Here is a 25829-nt window from a genome sequence, read left to right on the forward strand (position 1 = left end):
ATAAAAAATGCAGACAGAAAAAGTTGTAGATTATATTGTTAATTGGCTAAAAGACTATGCTACGAAAGCAGGTGTAAAAGGTTTTGTAATTGGAGTTTCAGGAGGTATAGATTCGGCAGTAACATCAACACTTTGTGCCAAAACGGGATTACCACTTTTGTGTATTGAAATGCCTATTCATCAGGCTGAAAGTCATGTAACTCGGGCTCAAACACATATAAATCAATTAATGAAACGCTTTGAAAACGTAAGTCAGACCAGAGCCGATTTAACTCCTGTTTTTGAATCCTTTAAAAAAGAAGTCTCTTCTGATAGAGACCAAGCAACGGTTGATATGGCACTAGCAAATACACGAGCGCGTTTACGAATGACAACCCTTTACTACTATGCTGGCTTATATAAATTATTAGTCGCTGGTACAGGTAATAAAGTTGAAGACTTTGGAGTTGGTTTTTATACAAAATATGGCGATGGTGGCGTAGATTTAAGCCCTATTGCCGATTTATTGAAATCGGAAGTTTATAAATTAGGTGAATTTTTAAAAGTACCAGAGTCTATTATGAAAGCAGCGCCTAGTGATGGTTTATTTGGCGATGCGCGAAGTGATGAAGATCAAATTGGGGCTTCTTACCCAGAACTTGAATGGGCTATGAAAATGGATGACGAAGGCAAAACAATGAGTGATTTTTCAGGAAGACAGCAAGAAGTTTTTAAAATCTATAAACGCTTTAACACAGCAAATAAACACAAAATGATTCCTATTCCTATTTGCGAAATCCCTAAATCCTTTATGTAACCAATAATTATTGTAATTAAGTAAAAAATTATTACTTTTACGTACAGCTTATTCTCTCAACTCAATTATTTCTTTTAATAATTGTTTAAAAAAGCTTTCAATTATGATAAAATTATTAATAGCAGACAACCACCCAATCACAAGAAAGGGACTAGAAGTCCTGTTTTCCGCTTCCTCTGATATAAAAATTGTTGGAAGTGTTGATGATGGCAATGCCATCTTAGAATTTATTAAGAAAAACCCTGTTGACATTATTTTAATGGAAACAGATTTTCCAAACCTTAACGGATTAACCGTATTGAGGTATTTAAAAAATGACTTTCCAGACATTAAAACCATTATTTTTAGCGCACAACCTGAAGAGGTTTACGCCCTTAATGCCATTAAAGCTGGAGCTTCGGGTTATTTAAACAAATCTGTAAATGTTATTACAATTAATGAAGCCATTTTAAAAGTACATGATGGTGGCATTTATTTAAGTAACGATTTAACACAACAGTTAGCTTTCGGAAATAGAGTTAGCAATAAAACTGGAACTTTTTACAAAAAGCTCTCAACTAGAGAAGCCGAAGTTTTAAAGCTTTTAACTGTTGGTAAAAAGAATAAAGAAATCTCGAAAGAGTTAGACATCAACGAAAAAACAGTTAGTACTTACAAAGCGCGTTTAATGCGAAAACTTAAAGTTACTAATTTAGTTGATTTAGTTAACCAAGCTAAACTTAGCCAACAGCTATAAAACTCTATTTAGTTTTCTAGACAACAACATTTTAAGACCCGAATAGTCTTTTACTTCTTCGAGTATATTTCTATTCGTGTCTTTTTTATTTTGAATGGTTTCTCCTTGAAATTCCTTTACTTTTTGATCTATTAAAAACACACGTAAGCTTAAAATGGTTTCGCTCACTAATTGTGCAACGCTATGTGTTTTTTCCTTTGGAAAAATATTCATCCGATTCCAATTATCTAAGGCATAACGCTCGTCTTCCATTAAAATAGTTGTAATCTCATTAGCAATTTCAGTATCTACAACATTCACAAAGTTTTTGAGTTCAAAATCTGGATTTTGATTTAGCTTATCAATTATGGTGTAATACAAGGTTTTAAACTGCGAATTTGTAAACTCCATTTCATCATCTTGTAAATCTAAAAACACTTTTTCAAAAACTTTTGCTTTATGAATTACAGGTTCTAAAATAAGCTCACCTTTATCGTTTTCTTTTAAAACTAAATCTTCAAAATCTTCGGTTCTGTTTCCATATAGTAGTAAAACCTCAATAATTTTTCGTTCTAAAACATATTGAATATCGACCTTTTTAACGGGTTGCTGGTGTTTTATAACTTCAAAAGCTTTTTGCTCTTTTTGATACTGCTTGTTTTCTTCTTGAAACTCCTTTTTATTTATTTGAGCCAAGGTACTAAACAACACCTCTTCGCTAATATCCATGATTCTAGCGCACTCTTGTACGTAGATTTCTTTTTTAATACGATCGGGAATTTTCGAAATACTATTTACAATATCTCTAACGGTTTCCGCTTTTTTTATCGGGTCGTTTTTTGATTCTTCAAATAAAACCGACGCTTTAAACTGAATAAAATCCTTAGCATTACCTTCTAAGTACAATGACAATTCTTCAAGCGTGTTTTGTTTCGCAAAACTATCAGGATCTTCGCCTTCTGGAAAAGTGCAAACTTTTACGTTCATTCCTTGTTCCAAAATCAAATCAATTCCACGTAGCGATGCTCTCATACCTGCGGCATCGCCATCAAAAAGTACAGTTATGTTTTTAGTAAGCCTATTAATAAGCCTTATTTGCTCTGAAGTTAACGCAGTACCCGATGAAGACACTACATTTTTTATACCCGTTTGATGAAACTGAATTACATCGGTATAACCTTCAACCAAATAGCAATTATCTTCTTTGGCAATACTTTGCTTTGCATGGTAAATGCCATATAGCACTTTACTTTTGTGGTATATATCACTTTCGGGCGAGTTTACATATTTAGCCGCTTTTTTATCGTTGATTAGTATGCGTCCGCCAAAACCTAAAACCCGACCACTCATGCTTTTTATGGGAAACATAACACGACCTTTAAATCTATCAAAACGTTTGTCGTCTTTTATAATAGTAAGCCCTGTTTTTTCTAAATAATCGATGTTGTACCCTTGTTTTAAGGCTTCATCGGTAAAAGCTTGCCATTCGTTTAGCGAATATCCTAAATCGAATTTTTTTATGGTTTCAATGGTAAACCCGCGCTCTTTAAAATAACTGAGTCCTATTGACTTTCCTTGGTCGGTTTTATGAAGTATATTCTGAAAATATTTATTAGCAAACTCACTCACTAAATACAGGCTTTCGCGCTCATTGGCTCTTTCCTTTTGCTCGTTAGATTGCTCGGTTTCTTCAACTTCAATATTGTACTTTTTAGCTAGATATTTAATAGCTTCAGGATAGGTAAAATGCTCATGCTCCATTAAAAAAGCCACGACATTACCACCCTTTCCACTTGAAAAATCCTTCCAGATTTGCTTCACAGGCGATACCATAAAACTAGGAGAACGCTCGTCGCTAAAAGGACTTAATCCTTTAAAATTGCTTCCAGCTTTTTTTAGCTGAACAAAATCGCCAATAACCTCCTCTACACGAGCAGTTTCAAACACTTGGTCTATGGTTGATGGTGATATCAATGCAAAATTTTTGTGGATTGTAAATGTAATATAAACTATTGATTTTTGAAATTAAAGAATATTTAATCTTGATTTTGTAAAAAAATTCAACTAACTTCGTTTAACTGCTGATATAAGTCATTAAAACGACATCATATCAAAACATTAGGCACAATTTAAAACAGATATGAAATTTATTAGGTACTTAATTTTTATTATTTTCTTTTTTGGATTAGGCGATGAATGTTTAGCCCAAGTTAAAAAAGATACCCTGAGTGTTTTATTTGTTGGAAACAGCTACACATACTATTCCAATATGCCTCATCTTGTATCACTGATTTCAGACAGTACTAAAGTCAAATTAATAACCTCTAAAAGCACTGCTGGTGGAGCTAAATTGAGCGACCATTGGAATGGCAACAAAGGACTTAAATCAAAAGAAGCAATAAGCAGTGGAAAATACGATATTGTTGTATTACAAGGACAAAGTAAGGAAGCTGTTAAGGAAAAGGAAGAATTTCTTATGTATTCTAAAAAGCTATCTGACCTAGTCAAAGCGTCTGGTGCAAAACCGTACTTATATGTCACTTGGGCTCCACAAAAAATTCCACAATATCAAGAAACAATAACAGAAACGTTTCAACAAGCATCAAAAGTAAGTGATTGCGGACTTGTTATGGTCGGAGAAGCTTGGAAATTGGCTAAAACATTAAGACCGGATATACAATTGTTTTTACCAGATGGTAGTCATCCAACAGATTTAGGAGCGTTTTTAACGGCTTGTACCTTTGTGAACACTTTTTCAAAAGAACTGCCTAAAAATCTACCTGACAGGTTTTTTATAACTGATTCCGATGGAAAGGAAGTTATGATTTTTAGGGAAGATTCTTTAGAAATTACCTTTTGTCTAAAGGTGGTTCAAAGTTTATAAAAAAACAGTGCCTAACAACGTGTATAATTAATTGCGGTCGGAATTTCAAACTGGAAATTCCTGCAATTAACTATCTTCGGTACAAGCGGACATTTTCCGTTTTTGGCCAGCGCGCCAACTCGCCCGCTGCTTACGCAGACGGCGTGCCACTAATCATATACAAACACGTTAAACGAAACTTTTAAAAAATCTTATTCTAAACTCGCTAAACTTGCTTTAAGGGTTTCAATTTTAGCTAAAGCATCGGCTTCCTTTTTCTTTTCAGCAGCTACTACTTGTTCTGGTGCGCCAGCCACAAAACGTTCGTTTGATAATTTTTTCTGAACCGATTTTAAAAAGCCCTCGGTATAATTTAATTCTTCAGTCAGTTTATTTATTTCTGCTTCAACATCAATACTTCCTGCCATAGGAATAAAATACTCGTTAGATTTAACCCTAAATGTTAAGGCACCTTCAATAGCCTCAGAAACATACGTTACTGCCTCTAAATTCCCTAATTTAGCAATGGTGCTATCAAAGGTTTTGCTGGTATTTTCGTTATTTATCACAGAAAAACCAATAGCATCTTTAAACGCTATATTTTTTTGCTTTCTGATGTTTCTAATCCCCGATATAACCTCTGATGCAAAATCAAATTCCTTTATAAGCGTTTTGTTAATAGGCTTCGATTCTGGCCATTTTGAAACGATTAACGCTTCTTGTGGTGTTCTTTCAGAAATATAATGCCAAATATCTTCCGTTAAAAACGGCATAAACGGATGTAAAATCTTTAAATTATTCTCAAACGCTTCAATTAATGCCTTATAGGTTTTAACATCTACCGGCTTTTGATACGCTGGTTTTACTATTTCTAACAACCAAGACGAAAAATCGTCCATAATCAGCTTGTAAGTTGCCATTAAACCATCACTTAAACGGTATTTACTAAAATGGTCTTCAATCTCTTTTAGTGCCTTTTGAAATTTAGACTCGTACCATTCCAAAGCAATTTTACTCGATGCTGGTTGCTCAATAGTTTCATCAATGTCCCAACCGTCAATTAAACGATACGCATTCCAAATTTTATTTCCAAACCCTTTTCCTTGTTGGCAAAGTGCTTCATCGAACATTAAATCGTTTCCTGCAGCAGAACTCAACAATAAACCAACACGAACACCATCGGCACTGTAATCGTCAATAAGTTTTAAAGCATCAGGAGAATTTCCTAACGATTTACTCATTTTACGACGTTGCTTATCACGTACCAGTCCGGTTAGATACACATTGTTGAATGGTTTTTCATTTTTATACTCATAGCCAGCAACAATCATACGCGCTACCCAAAAGAAAAGAATATCGGGTCCAGTAACTAAATCATTGGTTGGGTAATAGTAATTTATATCCTCATTTTCAGGGTTTCGAATACCGTCAAACACACTTATAGGCCATAACCATGAAGAGAACCAGGTATCAAGCACATCGTTATCTTGTTTTAAGTCTGAAATTTGAAGCTTGGTATTTGACGTTTTTTCTTGTACTAGTTTTAAGGCTTCATCAATAGTTTCAGCAACTACAAAATCCTCTTTTCCATCACCGTAATAATAGGCCGGTATTTGCTGACCCCACATAAGCTGACGTGAAATATTCCAATCGCGGATATTTTCCATCCAATGGCGATAGGTGTTTTCAAACTTTTTAGGAAATAAATTTATGTCTGGATTATCTCCTAAAACTGACTTGATGGCAGGTTTTACTAAATCGTCCATTTTTAAAAACCATTGATCACTTAATCGAGGTTCAATAACCGCTTTAGTTCTTTCAGATGTTCCTACTTTATTTAAATGGCTTTCAGTTTTAACTAAAATACCTTTGTCTTTTAATTCTTCTACAATGGCTTTACGAGCTTCAAATCGGTCTTTTCCCTGATAATGCAACCCAAAACTATTTAAAGATGCATCTTCATTAAATATATCGACAACCTCTAAATTATGTTTATCGCCAAGGTTTTTATCATTTTCATCATGTGCAGGCGTTACTTTTAAACAACCTGTACCAAACTCCATATCTACATATTCATCTTCAATTATTGGGATAACACGATCACAAATCGGTACAATAGCCTTTTTTCCTCGTAAATGTGTAAAACGTTCATCGTTTGGGTTAATACATATGGCTGTATCTCCAAAAATAGTTTCAGGGCGTGTGGTTGCAATAGTTAACGTATCTTTTGAACCTTCAATTTTATATTCTAAATAATAAAGATTCCCTTGGCGTTCTTCATAAATTACTTCTTCATCAGACAAAGTGGTTTTAGCCTCGGGGTCCCAATTCACCATGCGATACCCTCTGTAAATTTGTCCTTTTTTATATAAATCAACAAAAACTTTAATAACCGCTTCACTCATATCATCATCCATCGTGAATTTGGTTCTATTCCAATCGCAAGAACAACCTAGTTTTTTAAGTTGCTGAAGTATAACACCACCATATTCATGCGTCCAATCCCAAGCATGTTTTAAAAACTCATCGCGCGATAAGTCGTTCTTATCAATACCTTGCTCTTTTAATTTTGCAACTACTTTAGCCTCAGTAGCAATAGAAGCATGGTCTGTTCCTGGTACCCAGCATGCATTTTTACCTAATAATCGTGCACGACGAATTAACACATCCTGAATGGTGTTATTAAGCATATGACCCATGTGCAACACACCCGTAACATTTGGTGGTGGGATTACAATAGTGTAAGGCTCTCTTTCATCTGGTGTTGAATGAAAATAGTTATGTTTCATCCAGTAGTCATACCACTTACTTTCTACCTGACTTGCATCATATTTTGATGGAATTTGCATGCTTTGGAATAGTTTTTGAATAATGATTTGCAAAAGTACTTATATTTCTTTTTCTGTGAAAGCCTGTTGAAAATGATTATCCTCAAATTTATCAGACTATACATAGAATTAGAGAATGTAGTACGTACTTTTAACTAAGTTAAATATGTTAATAAACCTGTAATACGTCTATTATTTTTGTAGTTTATAGAAAAAGTAACTATGTTTGACTTGATAATAAGATTAAAACTATAAGTATTCGCCCAAATTAAATAAATATACAGAATGCTTAAAATGAAGAATAAAAAAATAAAATCATGAAACAATTAATTACTATTTTATTTATCGGACTAATCAGTTTTTCTGTAAATGCACAAGCAAAAATAGAGTTTAAAACTGATACAATTGACTATGGAACTATTGAAAAAGGTTCGAATGGTGTGAGAGTTTTTGAATTTACAAACACCGGTAATGAGCCTCTTATCATATCTAAAGTATCTTCTAGTTGCGGATGTACTATCCCAAAAAAGCCAGAAGAGCCTATTTTACCTGGTAAAACTGGTCAAATTGAAGTAAAATATGATACTAATAGAGTTATGCCTATTAGAAAAACAATTACGGTTATTTCTAATGCCGAAACTCCAACGGTTGCTTTGAAAATTAAAGGTGAAGTAATTGATCCAAGTAAAGTAAGTTTACTTGAAAAGAAGGATAAAAGTATTGTACAGCAATAAAATATATTAAACCCTAAAACAAAAACCCAAGCAAGTGCTTGGGTTTTTGTTTTAAAAAGGGTCTCTCAAGTTAAAAGTGTAACTTAAGGTCTCCCCTTTCCTATCTACTCTTAAACGTATTTTCCTCCCAGCTTCATCATAAAACATTTGAACAATTTGCTGCAACGAATAGTTATAAGAAGCCTTACTATTTATATTTAGAATAACATCGCCTACCATCAAACCTGCTTCATGAGCGGGAGAACCTTCTCTTAACTCTACAATTGCGTATGCAGGTTTAAGGGAAAACTGATACTGTGTATTGATAACAATTTTATTACTATTCACGGCTTCGCTATTCTCTATACCTCCGTTTGTGGGGCTACTATTTAAAACTCTATTTTCAATTTCTCTCACTAGCCTAACACCATCATGTGCCAATTCTATTCCACTTCTATTATAATTAAAATCATCATTAAAATGTGAATTTCGTTTTAACGTTATTAAAGCTCTTCTGTAATCAAAAATCACATTAAATCGTTTTAAAATATTACCAGCTAAACTACCGTTTCTCCCTTTAAAATTTCTAGCAAAAGAAATGGAACTTGAGTCTGGATAGGCCACATTAGCGTTGCGTAACTCAAAGCCTTTTAAATAAAACGCATCTACCTTTGTTCTTTTACCATAAACGCTTCCGCTTAATCCGTGACCTAGAAAATCATTAAAATATTTATCACTAGATTTTATTCCTAAAGAGTCATCTTCAAACAACCACAAAGCATCACTTCCTCCAGAATCTATCAACAATTTGACAGGAATTTTTTTGTCATTAATTTTTACCTCGGAGTTTACATAAGGTTTATTATTATAAAATTCTAAATTTAATCTTTCGCATTTCCTACATTCCTTATATGTATATTTCTCAGGATTTGATAATCTTATAAATCTGTTTGAATAATTTACTTCAACTATGAGATCTTTTAATAAATCATACCCAATAATACCATATATTGGTACGCCTAACCTAGGAGCAAAATTTAAATTATCATCATAAACTGCATATATATCTTGATTTAATTTTATAGCATCTCCAATTTTTATGATGTTATTTCTTGATTTTAAGGCCTTTACCGTTTCTCCTTCTCCCAATCCTCTTAAAAAAATTGTTTCTGTCTCTTTAATATTTAAAGAATCTGTGATATTTAAAAAATTGAAAATTATAGGTTTGCTTACGCCACTATCCAATAAAAATGATAAGCTAACGCCGTTAATTTCAACAGGCAGCACAATTAAATTGTTTATTAATTTGAATGAAATTTTGTCGGTTTGTCTCTTATTTTGAATGGTAAACTTACTTTGAGAAAAAACAAGGTTATTCAAAAAGAAAATAAAAACAATCAATATTAAACGCCTATCCATAAAGAGACTTTAGTTTGTTACATCAATTTACAAATCTTTAAACTAGAAAATCTATTTAAAGCTGTTTTTTAAAAAAACTTTAAGATAATTTTCTCAACTTTGCTCTTTAACTATATAAAAATGCCGTCAATATCTAAAAAAGGGCAATTAATGCCTCAATCTCCAATACGCAAACTAGCTCCTTTTGCTGAACAAGCTGCCAAAGAAGGTAAAACTATTTATTACTTAAATATTGGGCAACCAGACATAAAGACACCTCAAGTAGCTTTAGATGCTGTAAAAATTCACTCGTTAGAAATTTTAGCATATACCAGGTCTGAAGGTTCTGAAGATTATAGAAGAAAAATTGCTGATTATTACCTAAAAAACGACATTAAAGTTAATCACGACGACATTATTGTAACTACTGGTGGTAGTGAAGCCCTTCTTTTTGCATTTGGAAGTGTTATGGATGTTGATGATGAAATTATTATTCCAGAGCCTTTTTATGCCAATTATAATGGATTTTCAACAGCTTCTGGGGTAAAAGTAGTGCCCGTAATTTCAAAAATTGAAGATAATTTTGCTTTACCTCCAATTGAAGAATTTGAAAAACTAATTACCCCAAAAACCAAAGCTATTTTAATTTGTAATCCCGGAAACCCAACGGGCTATTTATATTCCAAAGAAGAGATTAAAAAGCTGGCTGCAATTGTAAAAAAACATGATTTGTTTTTAATTGCGGACGAAGTTTATAGAGAATTTGTTTATGATGGAGACACGCATTACTCTGTTATGCAAGAACTAGGTTTGGAAGACCATGCTATTATGATTGATTCGGTATCGAAACGTTATAGTATGTGTGGTGCTAGAATAGGATGTTTAGTCTCTAAGAATAAAAGCGTTATACAAACCGCATTAAAGTTTGCCCAGGCGCGTTTAAGTCCTCCTACCCTAGCTCAAATAGCAAGTGAGGCAGCTCTTGCAACACCACAACGTTATTTTGATAATGTTATTAAAGAATATGTTGATAGACGAAATACATTGATTACCGAATTGCAAAAAATAGATGGTGTTAAGGTTGCAAAACCAAAAGGAGCGTTTTATTGTATTGCTGAATTACCAGTAAAAAATTCTGATGATTTTGCACAATGGCTTCTTGAACATTTTGATGTTGATGGAGAAACTATCATGGTAGCTCCTGCAGGCGGTTTTTACTCTACACCTGGTGTTGGTTTAAACCAAGTTAGAATTGCTTACGTACTTAAAAAAGAAAGCTTAATAAAAGCGGTAAACATTCTTAAAGAAGCTCTAAAAGTTTATAAAGACTAGTGCAAATTCTTCAAAACATATCTTTAAAGCCTTATAATACATTTGGTATTGATGTTATAGCGAAACATTTTGTTTCGACAACAAACATTAACGACTTAAAGCATGTTTTGTCACTAAAAGAATACAGTAGGAGACTTATTTTAGGTGGTGGTAGCAATATATTATTAACCAAGAATTTTGATGGATTAGTTGTTCATATTGATTTAAAGGGCATTGAAATTATTAGTGAAGATGAAGATTTTGTTTATGTCAAAGCTAATGCAGGTGAAAACTGGCATCAATTTGTACTTTGGTGCATTAGCAATAATTTTGGTGGTGTTGAAAACTTATCACTAATCCCAGGTAATGTAGGCACTGCTCCTATTCAAAATATTGGAGCTTATGGAGTTGAACTTAAAGATGTTTTTGAATCTTGTGAGGTAATTTCATTAGAAAACAAAGAGCTACAAACATTTAATAAGGCTGAATGCGATTTTGACTATAGAAATTCCATTTTTAAACAACAAGCAAAAGGGAAATTTATAATTACAAGTGTTGTTTTTAAACTTACAAAACACAGCCATAAATTAAACATTAACTACGGTACTATTGCATCTGAGCTTGATGCGATGCAAATAAAAAACCCAACCATTCAAGATATTTCAAAAGCTGTAATAACTATTAGAGAAAGCAAATTACCAAACCCAAAAGATATTGGTAACAGCGGTAGTTTCTTTAAAAATCCTGTTATTTCAAAAAAGCATTATAAAAAGTTATTAGAGAATTTTGAAAACATCCCAAGTTATCCTGTAAACGATACTGAAGTTAAAGTTCCCGCGGGCTGGTTAATAGAGCATGCAGGGTTTAAAGGGAAATGTTTTGGTAATTATGGTGTGCATAAAAAACAAGCACTAGTACTCGTTAATTATGGTGGTGCCAAAGGTTCAGATATTTTAAAACTGTCAAAATTAATTCAAAAAACTATCAAACGCCTTTTTGACATTTCAATAGAAGCCGAAGTAAACATATTATAATCTAAAAAGAAATTTCTAACTTTGATATTAACAAATGGTATTAACCTATTAAACTAAACCAACTTAACTTGATTTCATCGATAGAAAAGGAAATAGTGTCGTTATTGCAGAAAGGCGATAAAAAAGCTATTAGTTTATTATATGAAAACTATGCGGATACTTTGTACGGTGTAGTGAAAAAAATAATAAAGGATGACGATACAGCACAAGATGTTCTTCAAGAAAGTTTTGTAAAAATTTGGCGCTACTCAAAAAAATACGACGCAAGTAAAGCAAAACTTTTTACATGGTTATATCGAATTGCCTACAATACAGCTATTGATAAAGTTAGATCACAAAAAAATAGAAATGGTAACGAAGTCCAAATTGAGACTTCATCCGTATATAAAATAACATCGAATGAGTTAAATCAAGACGTGTTAGATATAAAAAAACATCTAAGTAGTTTAGATGAAAAATATCAAATTGTGTTAAATGCGCTCTTTTTTGAGGGTATGACACAGCAGGAAGCTAGTGATGAACTAGATATTCCATTAGGAACAATAAAATCGAGATTAAAAATTGGATTACGTGAATTAAAGAAAATTTACGATCCTTAACTAAAAAAAGTCATGAATGCGAAAATAACTACTTTTCTAAATTCTGGCCTATTAGAAAAATATCTATTAGGTGAAACTACTTCTGCTGAAACAGAAATGGTGGAGTCTTACATTTCAAAATATCCAGAAGTACAGAATACATATAACACATTACAATACAACCTTGAAGTGGTTGCAAAAAGTAATGCTGTTGAAGCCCCTAAAAGCATCTTAAATAATATTTTAGATGAACTTGATGAAGAAACGCCGGTAATTAAGCTTAATGCTCAGAGAAAATATAAAAAATGGTATAAGTTTAGTGTAGCAGCAAGTGTTGCCGCTTTACTTTTTGCAGGAACTTCATATATTTTTTACAATCAAAACCAAAAGTTATCGGAGGAAAATCAGGTAGTTGTTGATGAAATATTTGATTTACGCGGTGATATTGCAAAAAATAATCAAATGCTTGATAATGTCATGCGTCAGCTTTTAAAGCTTAATAATCCTGAGACTGAAAAATACATTATCACAGGGAACGAAAGAGCTAAGGATTTAAAAACTGTAGCATACATCAACCCAAAAGAAAAAACATCAATGATTGATGTGGTCTCTTTACCAAAATTACCAGAAGAACAATGCTACCAAATTTGGGCAGAGTTACAAGGTAAAATGGTGAGTTTAGGTATTCTAAGTGAAGCTGATAGAAAGCTAAGAAATATTCCATACATGGAAGATGCACTTGCTTTAAGCATTACTATTGAGCCTAAAGGAGGCAATACTGTTGCTTCGGTTAAGAATTCCGTAGCGCAAATTAGTTTACAATAAGATTAATAGCACAAAATAAAAAGCCTCATTATAAATATAAAATGAGGCTTTTTTAGTTATACGTATTTTTAAAACTGCTAAAATTATTACCTTTGTAAAAAATAAACTCTCATGAAACTTCTTTTAATAACCATCATTTTACTAGGCTTAGGAATTGCAGGAATAGCTATAAAAATTTGGGCAAAAAAGGATGGTAAATTTGCAGGTACATGTGCAAGTCAGAATCCAATGCTTAATAAAGATGGTGATGCCTGTGGGTTTTGTGGCAAAACACCCGATCAATTTAGTGAATGTAACGAACCTCAACATTCATAATACTACATGGGGTTTCTTGATGCTATTTTCTACGCATTTATTGTAGTTGTTTTAATTCAGGTTATTTTTTACATTTTTTTCTTTGGAAGGTTTGCATTTGTTGAACACATAGGTCAAACTTCAAAGAGCAAAATCCCAGTATCCGTAATCATTTGCGCTAAAAACGAAGCTAAAAATTTAAAAGTATTTTTACCTTCTATTATTAATCAAGATTACCCAAATTTTGAAATAGTCTTAATAAATGATGCTTCCCATGACAAAACTCTAAAAGTTATGCAAAGTTTTCAAAAACTTCATAAAAACATCAAAATAGTGGATGTGAAAGGTATTGAAGCTTTTTGGGGTAACAAAAAATATGCTCTAACCTTGGGTATAAAAGCGTCGACCAACGATTTTTTATTGTTTACAGATGCAGACTGCAAACCTCTATCAAAACATTGGATAAGTGAGATGGTTTCATACTTTAATAGTGAAAAAACAATTGTTTTAGGCTATGGAGCTTATTCAAAAATTAAAAAGTCTTTTTTAAATAAGCTTATTCGTTTTGAAACTTTAGTAACTGCAATACATTATTTTTCATTTGCAAAATTAGGGTTAGCCTATATGGGTGTTGGTAGAAATTTAGCATATACTAAGCAAGAATTTTTTAATGCGAATGGGTTTATAAACCATATTCAGGTGCGCTCAGGAGATGACGATTTATTTGTAAATCAGGTAGCAACCAATGTAAATACGGCTATTTGTCTTTCTGAAAATAGTTTTACTGAATCTACTCCAAAAACTACCTTTAAAGATTGGTTTAAGCAAAAAAGACGCCATGTTTCGACTGCCAGCTATTATAAATTTAAGCATAAAGCCTTATTAACTTTAATTTATAGCTCTCAATTTTTGTTTTGGATTTTTGCTTTAATTCTTCTTATATCTTCTTTTAAATGGCTTATAGTTTGCAGTTTAATGTTGCTATTACTTACCGTAAAATATATTGTATTTTGGTTTTCATCAAAAAAATTGAGAGAGTTCGACTTGTTATTGTTTGTGCCTTTTTTAGAAATCTTTTTAATTTTTACACAATTAACTATCTTTATAAACAATCTTATTTCAAAACCTAACCATTGGAAATAGAGGAAGCTATTAAGCGCGCTAAAAAGAACGACCAAAAAGCATTTAATTTTTTATTGGATACATTTTGGGATGATGTTTATGGGTTTCAATTAAAGCGAACCGAAAACGAAAATGACGCCGAGGATATTACCATACAAACCTTTTCAAAAGCATTTGACAGAATTGAAACTTTTGATGAATCATTCAAGTTTAAAACTTGGTTAATTACCATTTCAAAGAATATTCATATTGATTTACTTCGAAAGAAAAAAAATTCCATTTCTCAAGTAATTTCTAAAAATGATAGAGAAGCATTTCAAATTTTAGACGAATCGCCTTCACCTGAAGATAATCTTATAACCGAGCAACATTTAGCTAAATTACTTCGTGATATAAAAAAGCTTAAACCTCATTACCAAGAAGTGATTAATCTCCGCTACTTTCAAGAACTTAGCTATAAGGAAATATCTATAGAACTTAACGAGCCTATTAATAACGTGAAAGTTAAGTTGCTTCGTGCTAAAAAGTTACTAGCCGAAATTATTAGAGAAAAATAAATGGTAAAAAAGCTAAAAAACTTAGGTCCAGGATTATTGTTTGCTGGTGCAGCAATAGGTGTCTCTCATTTAGTACAATCCACTAGAGCAGGTGCCGATTTTGGTTTAGGTTTAATTTGGGCATTGCTTTTGGTTCATTTATTCAAATATCCCTTTTTTCAATTTGGTCCACGATATGCCACAGCAACTGGCGAAAGCTTATTAGATGGCTACAAAAAACTCGGTAAAGGTGTTTTAATTGCTTACTTCATACTAAGTTTAGCAACGATGTTTACCATCCAAACAGCTGTAACCATTGTAACGGCGGGTTTAGCTTCTAGCCTTTTTGGAGGTCTTATAAGCATTAAATTATGGACGGTTATTATTCTTTTAATATGTTTATCATTATTAATTTTTGGTAAGTATAAACTGCTAGACAAATTGATGAAAATTATCATCATAACCTTATCAATAAGCACTATAGCCGCCGTTGTTTTCGCTTTTTATAATAATACTAATCCTGTTTCATTAAAACAGGTTTTCCCAGAAAACAGTTTAGAAATCGCATTCTTAATTGCTTTTATGGGATGGATGCCTGCTCCTTTAGATATTTCGGTTTGGCAATCGTTATGGGCTATTGAAAAAAACAAAGAACCTGAAAAATATTCTACAAAATCTGCTATTTTCGATTTCAACGTAGGATATGTAAGTACCATAGCTTTAGGCGTTGGGTTTGTTCTTTTAGGCACTTTGGTTATGTTTAATAGTGGAGAAGCATTTAGCACCTCGGCCAGTGTTTTCTCAGGTCAGTTAATTAATATGTATACCATGAGTCTAGGGAAATGGGCTTACGTAATTATTGGAATTGCGGCGTTTACAACTATGTTTAGCACTACTCTTACTACCTTGGATGCTTCACCAAGAGCCATGGCAAAAACTACTCAGTTGCTTTTTAATAAAAACTCCAAATTGAACTATATGTTTTGGATAATTTTGTTATCCGTTGGTACTGTGGCTATTTTTATATTTTTAGCCTCAGAAATGGGATTATTGGTGGAAATTGCTACTATTTTATCTTTTATAACAGCTCCTTTTTATGCTATAATTAATTACAAATTAATTTCAAGCAAACACACTCCAAAAGCTTGGAGACCCTCTAAATATCTACATATTTTAAGTTGGTTAGGCATTACTTTTTTGATTGGTTTTAGCATTTGGTATCTCACTACTTTATAGGATTATTTAAAAGAATACTTCGTATCTTTGTGGCTTTATGTTATTGATATGAATACCGAAACAGCTTCAAATATATTACCAGAACGAACACCTAAACCAAAATGGCTTCGCGTTAAGCTCCCTACAGGAAAAAAATATACCGAATTAAGAGGTCTAGTTGATAAGTATAAATTAAATACTATTTGTACTTCTGGAAGCTGTCCGAATATGGGTGAATGTTGGGGAGAAGGTACTGCAACCTTTATGATATTAGGTAATATTTGCACTCGTTCTTGTGGATTTTGCGGGGTAAAAACTGGACGTCCTGAAACTGTAGATTGGGATGAACCTGAAAAAGTAGCACGTTCCATAAAAATCATGAAAATTAAGCACGCGGTTTTAACCAGTGTAGATAGAGATGATTTAAAGGATATGGGCAGCATTATGTGGGCCGAAACAGTAAAAGCTGTTAGAAGGATGAACCCTGAAACCACACTTGAAACTCTAATTCCTGATTTTCAAGGTATTGAGCAACATATTGATAGAATAATTGATGTAGCTCCTGAAGTGGTATCTCACAATATAGAAACTGTGCGTCGCTTAACTCGTGAAGTAAGAATTCAAGCACAATATGACAGAAGTTTAGGCGTTTTAAAATACTTAAAACAACAAGGGCAAAGAAGAACAAAATCTGGAATTATGCTTGGTTTGGGTGAAACTCGTGAAGAAGTTATTCAAACCCTTAACGATTTAAAAGCTAACGATGTTGATGTTGTTACTATTGGGCAATATCTACAACCTAGCAAAAAACACTTACCAGTAAAACAATTTATAAATCCAGACCAATTTAAAGAGTATGAAGAAATTGGTTTAGAATTAGGGTTTCGTCATGTAGAGAGTAGTGCTTTGGTAAGATCTTCTTACAGAGCTCAAAAACATATTCATTAATTTATGATTCGAGTTGCTATCAATGGTTTTGGTAGAATTGGTAGACGTGTTTTTAGGTTATTACAAGACTCTAAAAACATACAGGTAGTTGCTATAAATGATTTGGCAGATGCAAAAACCTTAAGTCATTTATTAAAATATGATAGCGTCCACGGAATTTTTAAAGGTCAGGTTTCGCATACTGAAAATCAACTAATAATAAATAATAAGGAGATTCCTCTATTAAATCATAAACATCCAAAAGAGATAAATTGGAAACCATATAATGTCGATTTTGTTATTGAATCAACTGGAAAATTCAAAACGACGACAGAGCTAAATTATCATATAAAAAATGGTGCAAAACAAGTTGTTTTAAGCGTACCTCCTATTGAAGACGATATAAAAACTATTGTTTTAGGCGTTAATGATGATTGTATTGATGGGACAGAAACTATTATTTCCAACGCATCTTGTACCACCAATAATGCTGCCCCAATGATTGATATCATTAATAAACTTTGTGGTATTAACCAAGCATATATTACTACGGTGCACTCTTACACGACTGACCAAAGCTTACACGATCAACCTCATAGAGATCTTAGACGATCACGAGCAGCGAGTCAATCGATTGTACCAACAACAACCGGAGCTGCAAAAGCACTCACAAAAATTTTCCCAAATCTTTCCGATGTTATTGGAGGTTGTGGTATTAGAGTACCTGTTATTAACGGATCGCTCACTGATATTACATTCAATGTAAAAAAAACAGTCACTATTGATGATATTAATATGGCTTTTAAGAAAGCCTCAAACAATTATTTTAAAGGTATATTAGAATATACAGAAGACCCTATAGTTTCGATTGATATTGTTGGAAACACACATTCTTGCGTGTTTGACGCTCAAATGACTTCAGTTATTGGTAACATGGTAAAAATTATTGGTTGGTATGATAACGAAACAGGATATTCGCAACGAATTATTGACTTAATATGTAATTTATCGGAAAAAAAATGCGTTTTATCGATAAAATAATTATATTTGTCGATATTAATTAATAATATGTCCCATTTAAAAAATCACATATTCGTTATATTAATGCTGCTCAGCATTAGTATTTTTGCGCAAAAAACTATTGATGATGACCCTGAAATAGCGCAAAATAATATTAATTACCGCATAGCACAATCCATCACCGAATTAGAAAACTATAATTATTTTAATTCACAAAAGAATTTAGATGATGCTTTAGAACTTGCTGAAAAAGTAGATAATAAAAAGAGTTTAGGTATTATTTATGCCTTAAAAGGTAGGCTACAACTTATTTTTGAAGAATATGATTTAGCTATAAAATCTTTAAATAAAGCCGTTGAAGTACAGCGTATTATAAACGACAACGAAAATTTAGGAAAATCATATAAAATATTTGGTGATGTTTATTTAGCCAAAAAAGACTATTACCAAGCGCTAGATTCTTACACAGCTGCCAAATCTAAATTTCAGGAAGAAAACTTAAATGCAGACTTAGCCGAAACCCTACTAAATGAAGGTAAAACATATAAATTTCTAAAAAATTACAGAAAATCTCGAGATATTATAGAACAGGCATTAGCTATCGCAAAAAAAGATAATTTATTAAAAATACAAAGTGAAGCATTAATTAATCAAGCATTAATTAATAGTAAATTAGATAATGATGAAAAAGCGTTGTCTTTAGCAAACGAAGGTATTCAAATAGCAAAAAATAATGGTTTTATTGGTATCCTTAATGAAGGTTACTTTATCATTAGTGGTATATATGAAAAAACCGAAAACTTTAAGTTATCTAGGGATTATTTAAGTCAACACTTAGTTATTTCAGACTCCATAAAAACATTAACAAGAATCAATTCGCCTAAAGAACAAGAAACACAATATTTGTTAAATGACGCCATTGAAAAAAATAAAGAGGTTGTTCAAAAACTTGAAAAAGCTGAAGATGATAAAAACTTAGGTACCTTAATCTCTATTTTAAGTGTTGCCTTAATTACTATTTTATCGCTTTTAACGTTATCATTATACAAAAATAATAACATAAGATTAAAAACTAATAATATGCTTCACAAAAAAAATGCGGAGCTTATTGTAGCAAAAGAAAAAGCAGAATTAGCGTCAAAAACAAAAGCAAATTTCCTTTCAACGGTAACCCATGAGCTAAGAACCCCTTTGTATGCTGTGACGGGGTTAAGTAATATGTTGCTGGAAGAAAACCCAAAACCTGAGCAAATTCAGCATTTAAAATCTTTAAAATTCTCTGGAGATTATCTACTTACTTTTATTAATGACATCCTTCAAATAAATAAAATTGAAGCCAATAAAGTTGATATTGAACCAGAACCTTTCAACTTAAAAAAGAAAATCAACAATATCATTTTAGCATTAAATAATTCGGCTAACGAAAACAATGTTAAAATTCATTTTGAGTATGACAAAGATTTACCTGAAAATTACGTAGCCGACCAACTCAAAATATCGCAAATACTTATAAACCTTATTGGTAACTCCATTAAGTTTACAAAAGACGGTGATATTTGGATAAGGGTTTATAAAATTGAAGAAAAAGATAAAATGTACACCTTGCGTTTTGAGGTTGAAGATAATGGTATTGGTATTAGCCAAGAAAAACAAGACCATATGTTTGAAAGCTTCTCACAAGGCTCTATACAAATTAACCGAAAATACGGAGGTACTGGTTTAGGTTTATCCATCGTTAAAGGTTTAATTGATATTTTAAAAGGTAAAATTTATGTAAAAAGCGAACTTGATGTTGGAACTACTTTTTATTTTGAAATTCCTTTAGAATATACTAGTTCTAAAAAATCGTTAAAGAATAAAGTTTCTTATTTTGATGGTAATAAAGACGATATAGACATTAAGAACGTTAAAATTTTGGTAGTTGAAGACAACAAAATAAACCAAATGATTACCAAGAAAATTTTAACAAAAATGGAGCTTTATTGCGAAATTGTTGATAATGGTGAAGATGCCGTAGAAAAAGTAAAGGCTAATAAATACGATATTATTTTAATGGATATTCATATGCCTGGAATTAGTGGTATAGAAGCTACCAAAATTATTAGATCGTTTGACAAAGCGCTTACTATATTTGCTCTTACTGCTGTAACCATTGAAGACAAAATGCATGAATTTGAAGAAGCTGGTTTTACGGATATTATTCCAAAACCATTCAAGCAAGAAGAATTCGAAAAGAAACTTTACAATGCTTTAGCCAGTAAAAAAGACCAGTCGGCTAGTGCTTAACAAAATTTTCAATTAGCTTATCAAACTTTTCAGCTTCGTTTATTACTACTGTAATAGGTAAGTAAAATAACTTGGTTTTTAAAAACTCATAATGCTGAAGTCGCATAAAATCTTTTTCAGTAGTAACAATTATTTCTTTAGACTTTAATACTTCCAAATCACTCTGTGTGAAGTTATGATGATCTTTAAAGTTTAAGTGTTCAAACTTTAAACCCTTATCCTTTAAAAAGTCTACCAATGGTGTCGCATTTGCTAAACCTGTAACTAAGGTAAACCTTTGTAAAGCATCAATATTTTTGATTGAGTTTTGAGAAATTACTTTATCAGCATATCTAATAGAACTAAAAAAAATATACTGATTACTTCTAGGTTTTATTTTTTCTAAAAAAGCTGATTTCTCGCCTTCAGTTAGAGTGTTTGGGCATTTCGTAACCACAATTATATCAGCACGCTTGCTTCCACTTCTAGGTTCCCTTAAATTTCCAGTTGGTAAAACAATATCATTAAAATACGGGGTGTTATAAGTTGTCAATAAAATATTAAAACCTGCCTTTACTTTTCTGTGTTGAAACGCATCATCTAACAAGATAATACTTGGAGAATTCTCTAGGCTACTTAATTGTTTAATTCCATTTCGTCTGTCAGTATCAACAGCTACAAGAATATCATTTTTAAATTTGCTATAAAATTGAAATGGTTCATCACCAATCGAATCAGCATTTGAAGCTTTATTAGCCAACTGAAATCCCGTTGTCTTTCTTTTATAACCTCTACTTAATGTTGCTACCTTATAATCATTTTTTAAAAGTTCAACTAAGTACTCAATCATAGGGGTTTTACCAGTGCCACCAACGCTTAAATTTCCAACACAAATAACTGGAAAATTATATGAAACACTTTTCTTAATATCCCAATCATATAATTTGTTTCGCATCCAAGTCACGAAATAATAAATAGGTACAAAAGGAAATAATATATATCGCAAAATTTTCATTACAACGAAATCAATTTGATTGAATAGTTATCAAACGTGAAATATAATAATTATCAAATCAATGAAGATTACACAAGTCCATTAAAATAATTTATTCCTTGTGAAAATATAATATTTATATTTGTTTCAAACCCATACCCGAAAATAATAATGATTGTTCAAGACGTTATAAACCACTTAGAAGAACTAGCACCTTTAGCTTATGCTGAAGATTTTGATAATGTTGGACTTTTGGTAGGAAACAAAAACACCAAAGTTATGGGTGTGTTAGTAACTCTAGATACGCTTGAGGCAGTTGTAGATGAAGCAATAGCCGAAAACTGCAATCTTATAGTAAGTTTTCATCCTATTATATTTAAAGGTTTAAAAAAACTTACTGGCAATAGTTATGTAGAACGTGTGGTTATGAAAGCTATTAAGCATGAAATTGCTATTTATGCTATTCATACGGCTTTAGACAATGCTTTGCAAGGTGTAAACGATATGATTTGCAATCAACTTGAATTAACAAACAAACAAATTTTAATCCCGCAAACGGAAACCATAAAGAAGTTAACTACTTATGTACCTAAAAACGAAGCGGAGCAATTAAGGACTGCTTTATTTAATATTGGTGCTGGTAGTATTGGTAATTATAACAACTGTAGTTTTAATGTAGAAGGCTACGGAACGTTTCAAGGGAATGAAAAATCTAACCCAACTAAGGGAGAAAAAGGGATTACACACAAAGAAGAAGAAACTAAAATTACTATTACATATTCAAAACATTTAGAGTCTCAAGTCCTTAAAACACTTTTTAAAACCCATTCGTATGAAGAGGTAGCATATGAGGTAACCACTTTGGAAAACAAAAATCAGCACATTGGCATGGGAATGATTGGTGAATTAAAAGAAGGTATGGAGCAATCAGACTTTCTAACTTATTTAAAATCTAAAATGAACACTCCATGTATAAGGCATTCTTCATTCTTGAATAAAAAAATTAAAAAAGTAGCTGTTTTAGGAGGCTCAGGCAGTTTTGCCATACAAGCTGCTAAAGCCTCTGGAGCTGATGCATTTATAACTGCCGATTTAAAGTATCATGACTTTTTTTCAGCAGAAAATAACATTCTATTAGCTGATATTGGACATTATGAAAGCGAACAATTCACAAAAAATCTTTTAGTAGGGTATCTTACAAAAAAAATTACTAATTTTGCAATCATTTTATCAAAAACAAATACCAATCCTGTTAAGTATTTTTAAAGTATGGCTAATAAGAAAGAAGCAACTGTAGAAGAGCGTTTAAGAGCGCTTTACGATTTACAACTCATCGATTCTCGTATAGATGAAATAAGAAATGTACGTGGAGAACTTCCTTTAGAAGTGCGCGATTTAGAAGATGAGGTAGCTGGATTAAATATAAGATTAGAAAAATTGGTTTCTAATTTAGAGGTTATCGACAATGATATCGCAAGTAAAAAGAATTTAATTGAAGAGTCTAAAGCTTTAATTAAAAAATATAGCGAGCAACAAAAAAATGTTAGAAACAATAGAGAATATAATTCTTTAACTAAAGAAATTGAATTTCAAGAGTTAGAAATTGAATTGGCTGAAAAGCATATCAAAGAATTTAAAGCTCAAATTGAGCAGAAAAAAGAAGTTATTGCTGAAACTAAAGAGCGTTTAAAAGAACGTGAAACACATTTAAAACACAAAAAAGGTGAATTAGATGCCATTTTAGCAGAAACCGAAAAAGAAGAGCAAGCTTTAATTGCTAAATCTGCTGAATATAAAGAACAAATTGAAGAGCGTTTAGTTGCTGCCTATAGTAGAATTAGAAGAAACGTAAAAAATGGCTTAGCGGTTGTACCAATTGAAAGAGGCGCTTCTGGTGGATCTTTCTTTACTATCCCGCCACAAGTGCAAGTAGAAATTGCATCTCGTAAAAAAGTAATTACTGACGAGCATAGTGGTAGAATTTTAGTTGATGCTGCACTAGCTGAAGAACAAAAAACAAAAATGCAAAAGTTGTTTGCAAAACTTTAATGCATCCTAAAACATAATTTCAAAAGCCTTCACTAATTCTGAAGGCTTTTTTATTTAAAGCAAATTTTAATAAAACTTTTACACACTTGCGGTTAAGGTTTCTTATTTTACTACGTCTTATAAAAGAAACTAAAAACACATGAAAAAATTAATTCTGCTTTTGCTTATCACCTCAACTTTTAGTTGTAAAAATCAAGCTCAAAATAAAGAAGAACAACTCTCAATTATTAATGCTGAACCTATTGAAGTACCTATAAAAAATGGTAAAGCGCGTGCATATTTTGCAAGCGGATGCTTTTGGTGTGTAGAAGCTATTTATGAAAGTGTAAAAGGCGTTGAAGAATCTATTTCTGGATATTCTGGCGGACATACTAAAAGCCCAACCTATGAAGCTAGCAATACAGGCAGAACAGGTCATGCCGAAGCCGTAGAGATTATTTATGACCCAACAATTGTTAGTTTTGAAACCCTCGTAGATGTTTACTTTGCGTCGCAAAATATAACCCAAGTTAACGGACAAGGTAATGACAGAGGATCTCAATACCGTTCCATTATATTTTATCAAAATGACAAGCAAAAGCAAATTATATTAAATAAAATAGAATCCATAGAAACTGAACAAAATATAAAAGTTGCTGCGGAAGTATATCCGTTTCAAAAGTTTTGGGTAGCTGAAGATTATCATCAAGATTATGAAAAACGAAACCCCAATAACAGTTATATCATCAATGTTTCTATTCCAAGACTAAATCGATTTAAGGCAAAAATGCCAGAGGTTTTAAAGGAGAATCACTAGAAAAACCCACCTGAATAGTAAACTTGACTCTGAAGAAAATTTCAGTTATCATCGATTACTTGTCCTTAACCGAATTTACTATTATAAGGACTTTATATCGTCATATCAACCACAACCATGGAGGAAATATATTTTCAAAAAGACGCTTCTCCAAAGATATCTGGAATAATCAAAAGCTTTTGGCAAATTGATAATAAAGAAAACACATCAATTGTTAGAGAAAAAATAATTCCCGATGGTTATCCCGAACTAATTTTTCACTTTGGTGATTGCTACAGAACCAATATTAATGGAGTATGGCAAACTCAAGGGCGAAACCTAATTGCTGGCCAAATAAAGAATCATTTTTTTCTTGAGAATACTGGAAAAAGTAAAATTTTTGGAATAAAATTTCAACCGTGGGGATTAAACGAATTGTTTAAGATTGAAATGTCTGGATTGACGGATAAAGTAATTGAAGTCCCTGATAAGGTATTAGAGACAATTATGCCAGTCAAAGAGATAAGTGTAGGTTCATTGTCCTTTGATGAAAAAGTGATAAAAATTGAACATTGGTTTATTGAATATCTTTTAGGCCTAGATTTAATAAATTTTGAAGGACAAAAAGCCGTTGAGTTGATTATTGAGAAAAAAGGAAAAACGGAGCTAAAAACTATTCAAAGAGAAGTTGGAATTAGTGAAAGAAGTTTGGAGCGTTATTTTAGAACAAAAATCGGGTTATCTCCTAAATACTACAGTAGAATTATTCGATTTTCTCATATTTTCAAGTTGGCACAACTAGATGAAATTGATTGGTCCGATATAGTTTTTCTTACTGGTTATTATGACCAATCGCACTTTATCAAAAACTTTAAGGAGTTTACTGGAGAAGATCCTTCTAAGTATAGTTTTTTTGAAAAGAATTTAGCTAACTTTTTCTTGAAGAAATGATTTGTCGGGTTCTTACAATGCTTACTAAAGATTTGATTCTACATTTACACCGCTAAACTCTAAAATTAAAAGTGATGAAAACAATCAATTTATTTATCTGTTTATTAATCTTGGCTACAAATAGTGGATGCAGCCAAAACGCTTCTCTTCATGAGGTTGAATTTCTAATTGGAACATGGAAAATAGAGAATAAAGAAAGTTATGAATCTTGGGAGAAAAAGGACGATAAACTTGTTGGACATTCATACAAATTAAAAAATGGAGAAAAAGTTATATCGGAAGATATCGATATAAAAATAATAGAAAATCAAATAATTTATACCCCAACTGTATTTAATCAAAACCAAGGAAAAGGCATTCCTTTTAAATTAAAGACATTTGAAAATAATTTGTTTTCATTTGAAAACCCTGAACATGATTTTCCCAAAAAAGTCCAATATAAAGTATTAAGTGATAGTGAACTTTACGTTTCTGTTTTGGGTGAAAATGATAAAGGATTTTCATATAAATTAATAAAGCAGATAAACTAATTGATTCTAAAGGAATAGGTTATATCGGAAGAAATTACATCAACGATAAAAATCTCTAGTTTAAAAATATTGATTTAATTCAGGGCTGTT

24 protein-coding genes are annotated in these 25829 nt (G+C 31.9%); 20 read left to right on the forward strand and 4 right to left on the reverse strand.

Features of this window, described 5'->3' with window-relative positions:
• The first annotated feature begins 7 nt into the window (after positions 1-7).
• Both nadE and L3X39_RS07655 read left to right on the forward strand, forming a co-directional pair.
• The gene (nadE, locus tag L3X39_RS07650; RefSeq protein WP_237231184.1) at positions 8-796 is read left to right on the forward strand and encodes an NAD(+) synthase; all 789 of its coding nucleotides are present in this window, start codon (positions 8-10) and stop codon (positions 794-796) included.
• Between the two features lie 103 nt (positions 797-899).
• Positions 900-1532, forward strand: coding sequence for a response regulator (locus L3X39_RS07655; protein ID WP_237231185.1), 633 nt, complete (start codon positions 900-902; stop codon positions 1530-1532).
• Here the strand turns inward: L3X39_RS07655 and dnaG are convergent.
• On the reverse strand, positions 1527-3485 hold the full coding sequence (gene dnaG / locus L3X39_RS07660; RefSeq protein WP_237231186.1) for a DNA primase: 1959 nt from the start codon (positions 3483-3485) through the stop codon (positions 1527-1529). The genes L3X39_RS07655 and dnaG overlap by 6 nt on opposite strands.
• Positions 3486-3651: 166 nt before the next feature.
• Between dnaG and L3X39_RS07665 the strand changes: the two genes are divergently transcribed.
• A complete protein-coding gene (locus L3X39_RS07665) occupies positions 3652-4395 on the forward strand; it encodes an SGNH/GDSL hydrolase family protein (protein ID WP_237231187.1) in 744 nt (247 codons plus the stop codon).
• Between the two features lie 191 nt (positions 4396-4586).
• On the opposite strand, the gene L3X39_RS07670 is transcribed toward L3X39_RS07665, so the two are convergent.
• The gene (locus L3X39_RS07670) at positions 4587-7223 is read right to left on the reverse strand and encodes a valine--tRNA ligase (RefSeq protein ID WP_237231188.1); all 2637 of its coding nucleotides are present in this window, start codon (positions 7221-7223) and stop codon (positions 4587-4589) included.
• 296 nt (positions 7224-7519) lie between these two features.
• On the opposite strand from L3X39_RS07670, the gene L3X39_RS07675 reads away from it, so the two are divergent.
• Positions 7520-7936 carry a DUF1573 domain-containing protein gene (locus tag L3X39_RS07675; protein ID WP_237231189.1) on the forward strand — a complete coding sequence of 139 codons (417 nt, stop codon included), beginning with the start codon at positions 7520-7522 and terminating at the stop codon, positions 7934-7936.
• A gap of 51 nt (positions 7937-7987) precedes the next feature.
• On the opposite strand, the gene L3X39_RS07680 is transcribed toward L3X39_RS07675, so the two are convergent.
• Positions 7988-9334, reverse strand: coding sequence for a retropepsin-like aspartic protease (locus L3X39_RS07680; protein ID WP_237231190.1), 1347 nt, complete (start codon positions 9332-9334; stop codon positions 7988-7990).
• 120 nt (positions 9335-9454) lie between these two features.
• On the opposite strand from L3X39_RS07680, the gene L3X39_RS07685 reads away from it, so the two are divergent.
• From L3X39_RS07685 to L3X39_RS07735, 11 genes are all read left to right on the forward strand, one after another.
• On the forward strand, positions 9455-10645 hold the full coding sequence (locus tag L3X39_RS07685; protein WP_237231191.1) for a pyridoxal phosphate-dependent aminotransferase: 1191 nt from the start codon (positions 9455-9457) through the stop codon (positions 10643-10645).
• Positions 10645-11658 (forward strand): UDP-N-acetylmuramate dehydrogenase, encoded by a 1014-nt coding sequence (murB, locus tag L3X39_RS07690; RefSeq protein WP_237231192.1) that lies wholly within the window; start codon positions 10645-10647, stop codon positions 11656-11658. The genes L3X39_RS07685 and murB overlap by 1 nt, the downstream gene beginning before the upstream one ends.
• Before the next feature lie 68 nt (positions 11659-11726).
• The gene (locus tag L3X39_RS07695) at positions 11727-12257 is read left to right on the forward strand and encodes an RNA polymerase sigma factor (RefSeq protein WP_237231193.1); all 531 of its coding nucleotides are present in this window, start codon (positions 11727-11729) and stop codon (positions 12255-12257) included.
• A gap of 12 nt (positions 12258-12269) precedes the next feature.
• Positions 12270-13061 carry an anti-sigma factor gene (locus L3X39_RS07700; RefSeq protein ID WP_237231194.1) on the forward strand — a complete coding sequence of 264 codons (792 nt, stop codon included), beginning with the start codon at positions 12270-12272 and terminating at the stop codon, positions 13059-13061.
• Between the two features lie 111 nt (positions 13062-13172).
• Positions 13173-13376, forward strand: a complete 204-nt coding sequence (locus tag L3X39_RS07705) for a membrane or secreted protein (protein ID WP_237231195.1) — start codon at positions 13173-13175, stop codon at positions 13374-13376.
• A 6-nt stretch (positions 13377-13382) separates the two neighbouring features.
• Positions 13383-14498 carry a glycosyltransferase gene (locus tag L3X39_RS07710; RefSeq protein ID WP_237231196.1) on the forward strand — a complete coding sequence of 372 codons (1116 nt, stop codon included), beginning with the start codon at positions 13383-13385 and terminating at the stop codon, positions 14496-14498.
• Complete coding sequence (locus L3X39_RS07715; protein ID WP_237231197.1) at positions 14489-15034, forward strand: RNA polymerase sigma factor; 546 nt, start codon at positions 14489-14491, stop codon at positions 15032-15034. Before L3X39_RS07710 ends, L3X39_RS07715 begins: the two co-directional genes overlap by 10 nt.
• Entirely contained in the window at positions 15035-16249 is a 1215-nt protein-coding gene (locus L3X39_RS07720; protein WP_237231198.1) for an NRAMP family divalent metal transporter, read from the forward strand.
• A gap of 48 nt (positions 16250-16297) precedes the next feature.
• Entirely contained in the window at positions 16298-17176 is an 879-nt protein-coding gene (lipA, locus tag L3X39_RS07725; RefSeq protein WP_237231199.1) for a lipoyl synthase, read from the forward strand.
• Positions 17177-17179: 3 nt separating this feature from the next.
• Positions 17180-18196: a type I glyceraldehyde-3-phosphate dehydrogenase gene (gap, locus tag L3X39_RS07730; protein ID WP_237231200.1), complete on the forward strand. Its 1017-nt coding sequence runs from the start codon at positions 17180-17182 to the stop codon at positions 18194-18196.
• A gap of 63 nt (positions 18197-18259) precedes the next feature.
• Entirely contained in the window at positions 18260-20461 is a 2202-nt protein-coding gene (locus tag L3X39_RS07735; RefSeq protein WP_237231201.1) for an ATP-binding response regulator, read from the forward strand.
• Here L3X39_RS07735 and lpxK read toward each other — a convergent pair.
• Positions 20451-21455 carry a tetraacyldisaccharide 4'-kinase gene (gene lpxK, locus L3X39_RS07740; RefSeq protein ID WP_237231202.1) on the reverse strand — a complete coding sequence of 335 codons (1005 nt, stop codon included), beginning with the start codon at positions 21453-21455 and terminating at the stop codon, positions 20451-20453. The two genes, L3X39_RS07735 and lpxK, sit on opposite strands and share 11 nt — an antisense overlap.
• Before the next feature lie 150 nt (positions 21456-21605).
• On the opposite strand from lpxK, the gene L3X39_RS07745 reads away from it, so the two are divergent.
• The 5 genes from L3X39_RS07745 to L3X39_RS07765 all read left to right on the forward strand — a co-directional run bounded on the left by L3X39_RS07745 (position 21606) and on the right by L3X39_RS07765 (position 25739).
• Positions 21606-22700 carry a Nif3-like dinuclear metal center hexameric protein gene (locus tag L3X39_RS07745; protein ID WP_237231203.1) on the forward strand — a complete coding sequence of 365 codons (1095 nt, stop codon included), beginning with the start codon at positions 21606-21608 and terminating at the stop codon, positions 22698-22700.
• Between the two features lie 3 nt (positions 22701-22703).
• On the forward strand, positions 22704-23483 hold the full coding sequence (locus L3X39_RS07750; RefSeq protein WP_237231204.1) for a zinc ribbon domain-containing protein: 780 nt from the start codon (positions 22704-22706) through the stop codon (positions 23481-23483).
• Positions 23484-23622: 139 nt separating this feature from the next.
• Positions 23623-24279, forward strand: a complete 657-nt coding sequence (gene msrA, locus L3X39_RS07755; protein ID WP_237231205.1) for a peptide-methionine (S)-S-oxide reductase MsrA — start codon at positions 23623-23625, stop codon at positions 24277-24279.
• Between the two features lie 117 nt (positions 24280-24396).
• On the forward strand, positions 24397-25209 hold the full coding sequence (locus L3X39_RS07760) for a helix-turn-helix domain-containing protein (RefSeq protein ID WP_237231206.1): 813 nt from the start codon (positions 24397-24399) through the stop codon (positions 25207-25209).
• Positions 25210-25283: 74 nt separating this feature from the next.
• Positions 25284-25739, forward strand: a complete 456-nt coding sequence (locus L3X39_RS07765; protein ID WP_237231207.1) for a DUF6265 family protein — start codon at positions 25284-25286, stop codon at positions 25737-25739.
• Positions 25740-25829 lie beyond the last annotated feature (90 nt).

The organism is Flaviramulus multivorans, from assembly GCF_021728415.1.
Taxonomy (GTDB): domain Bacteria; phylum Bacteroidota; class Bacteroidia; order Flavobacteriales; family Flavobacteriaceae; genus Sabulilitoribacter; species Sabulilitoribacter multivorans.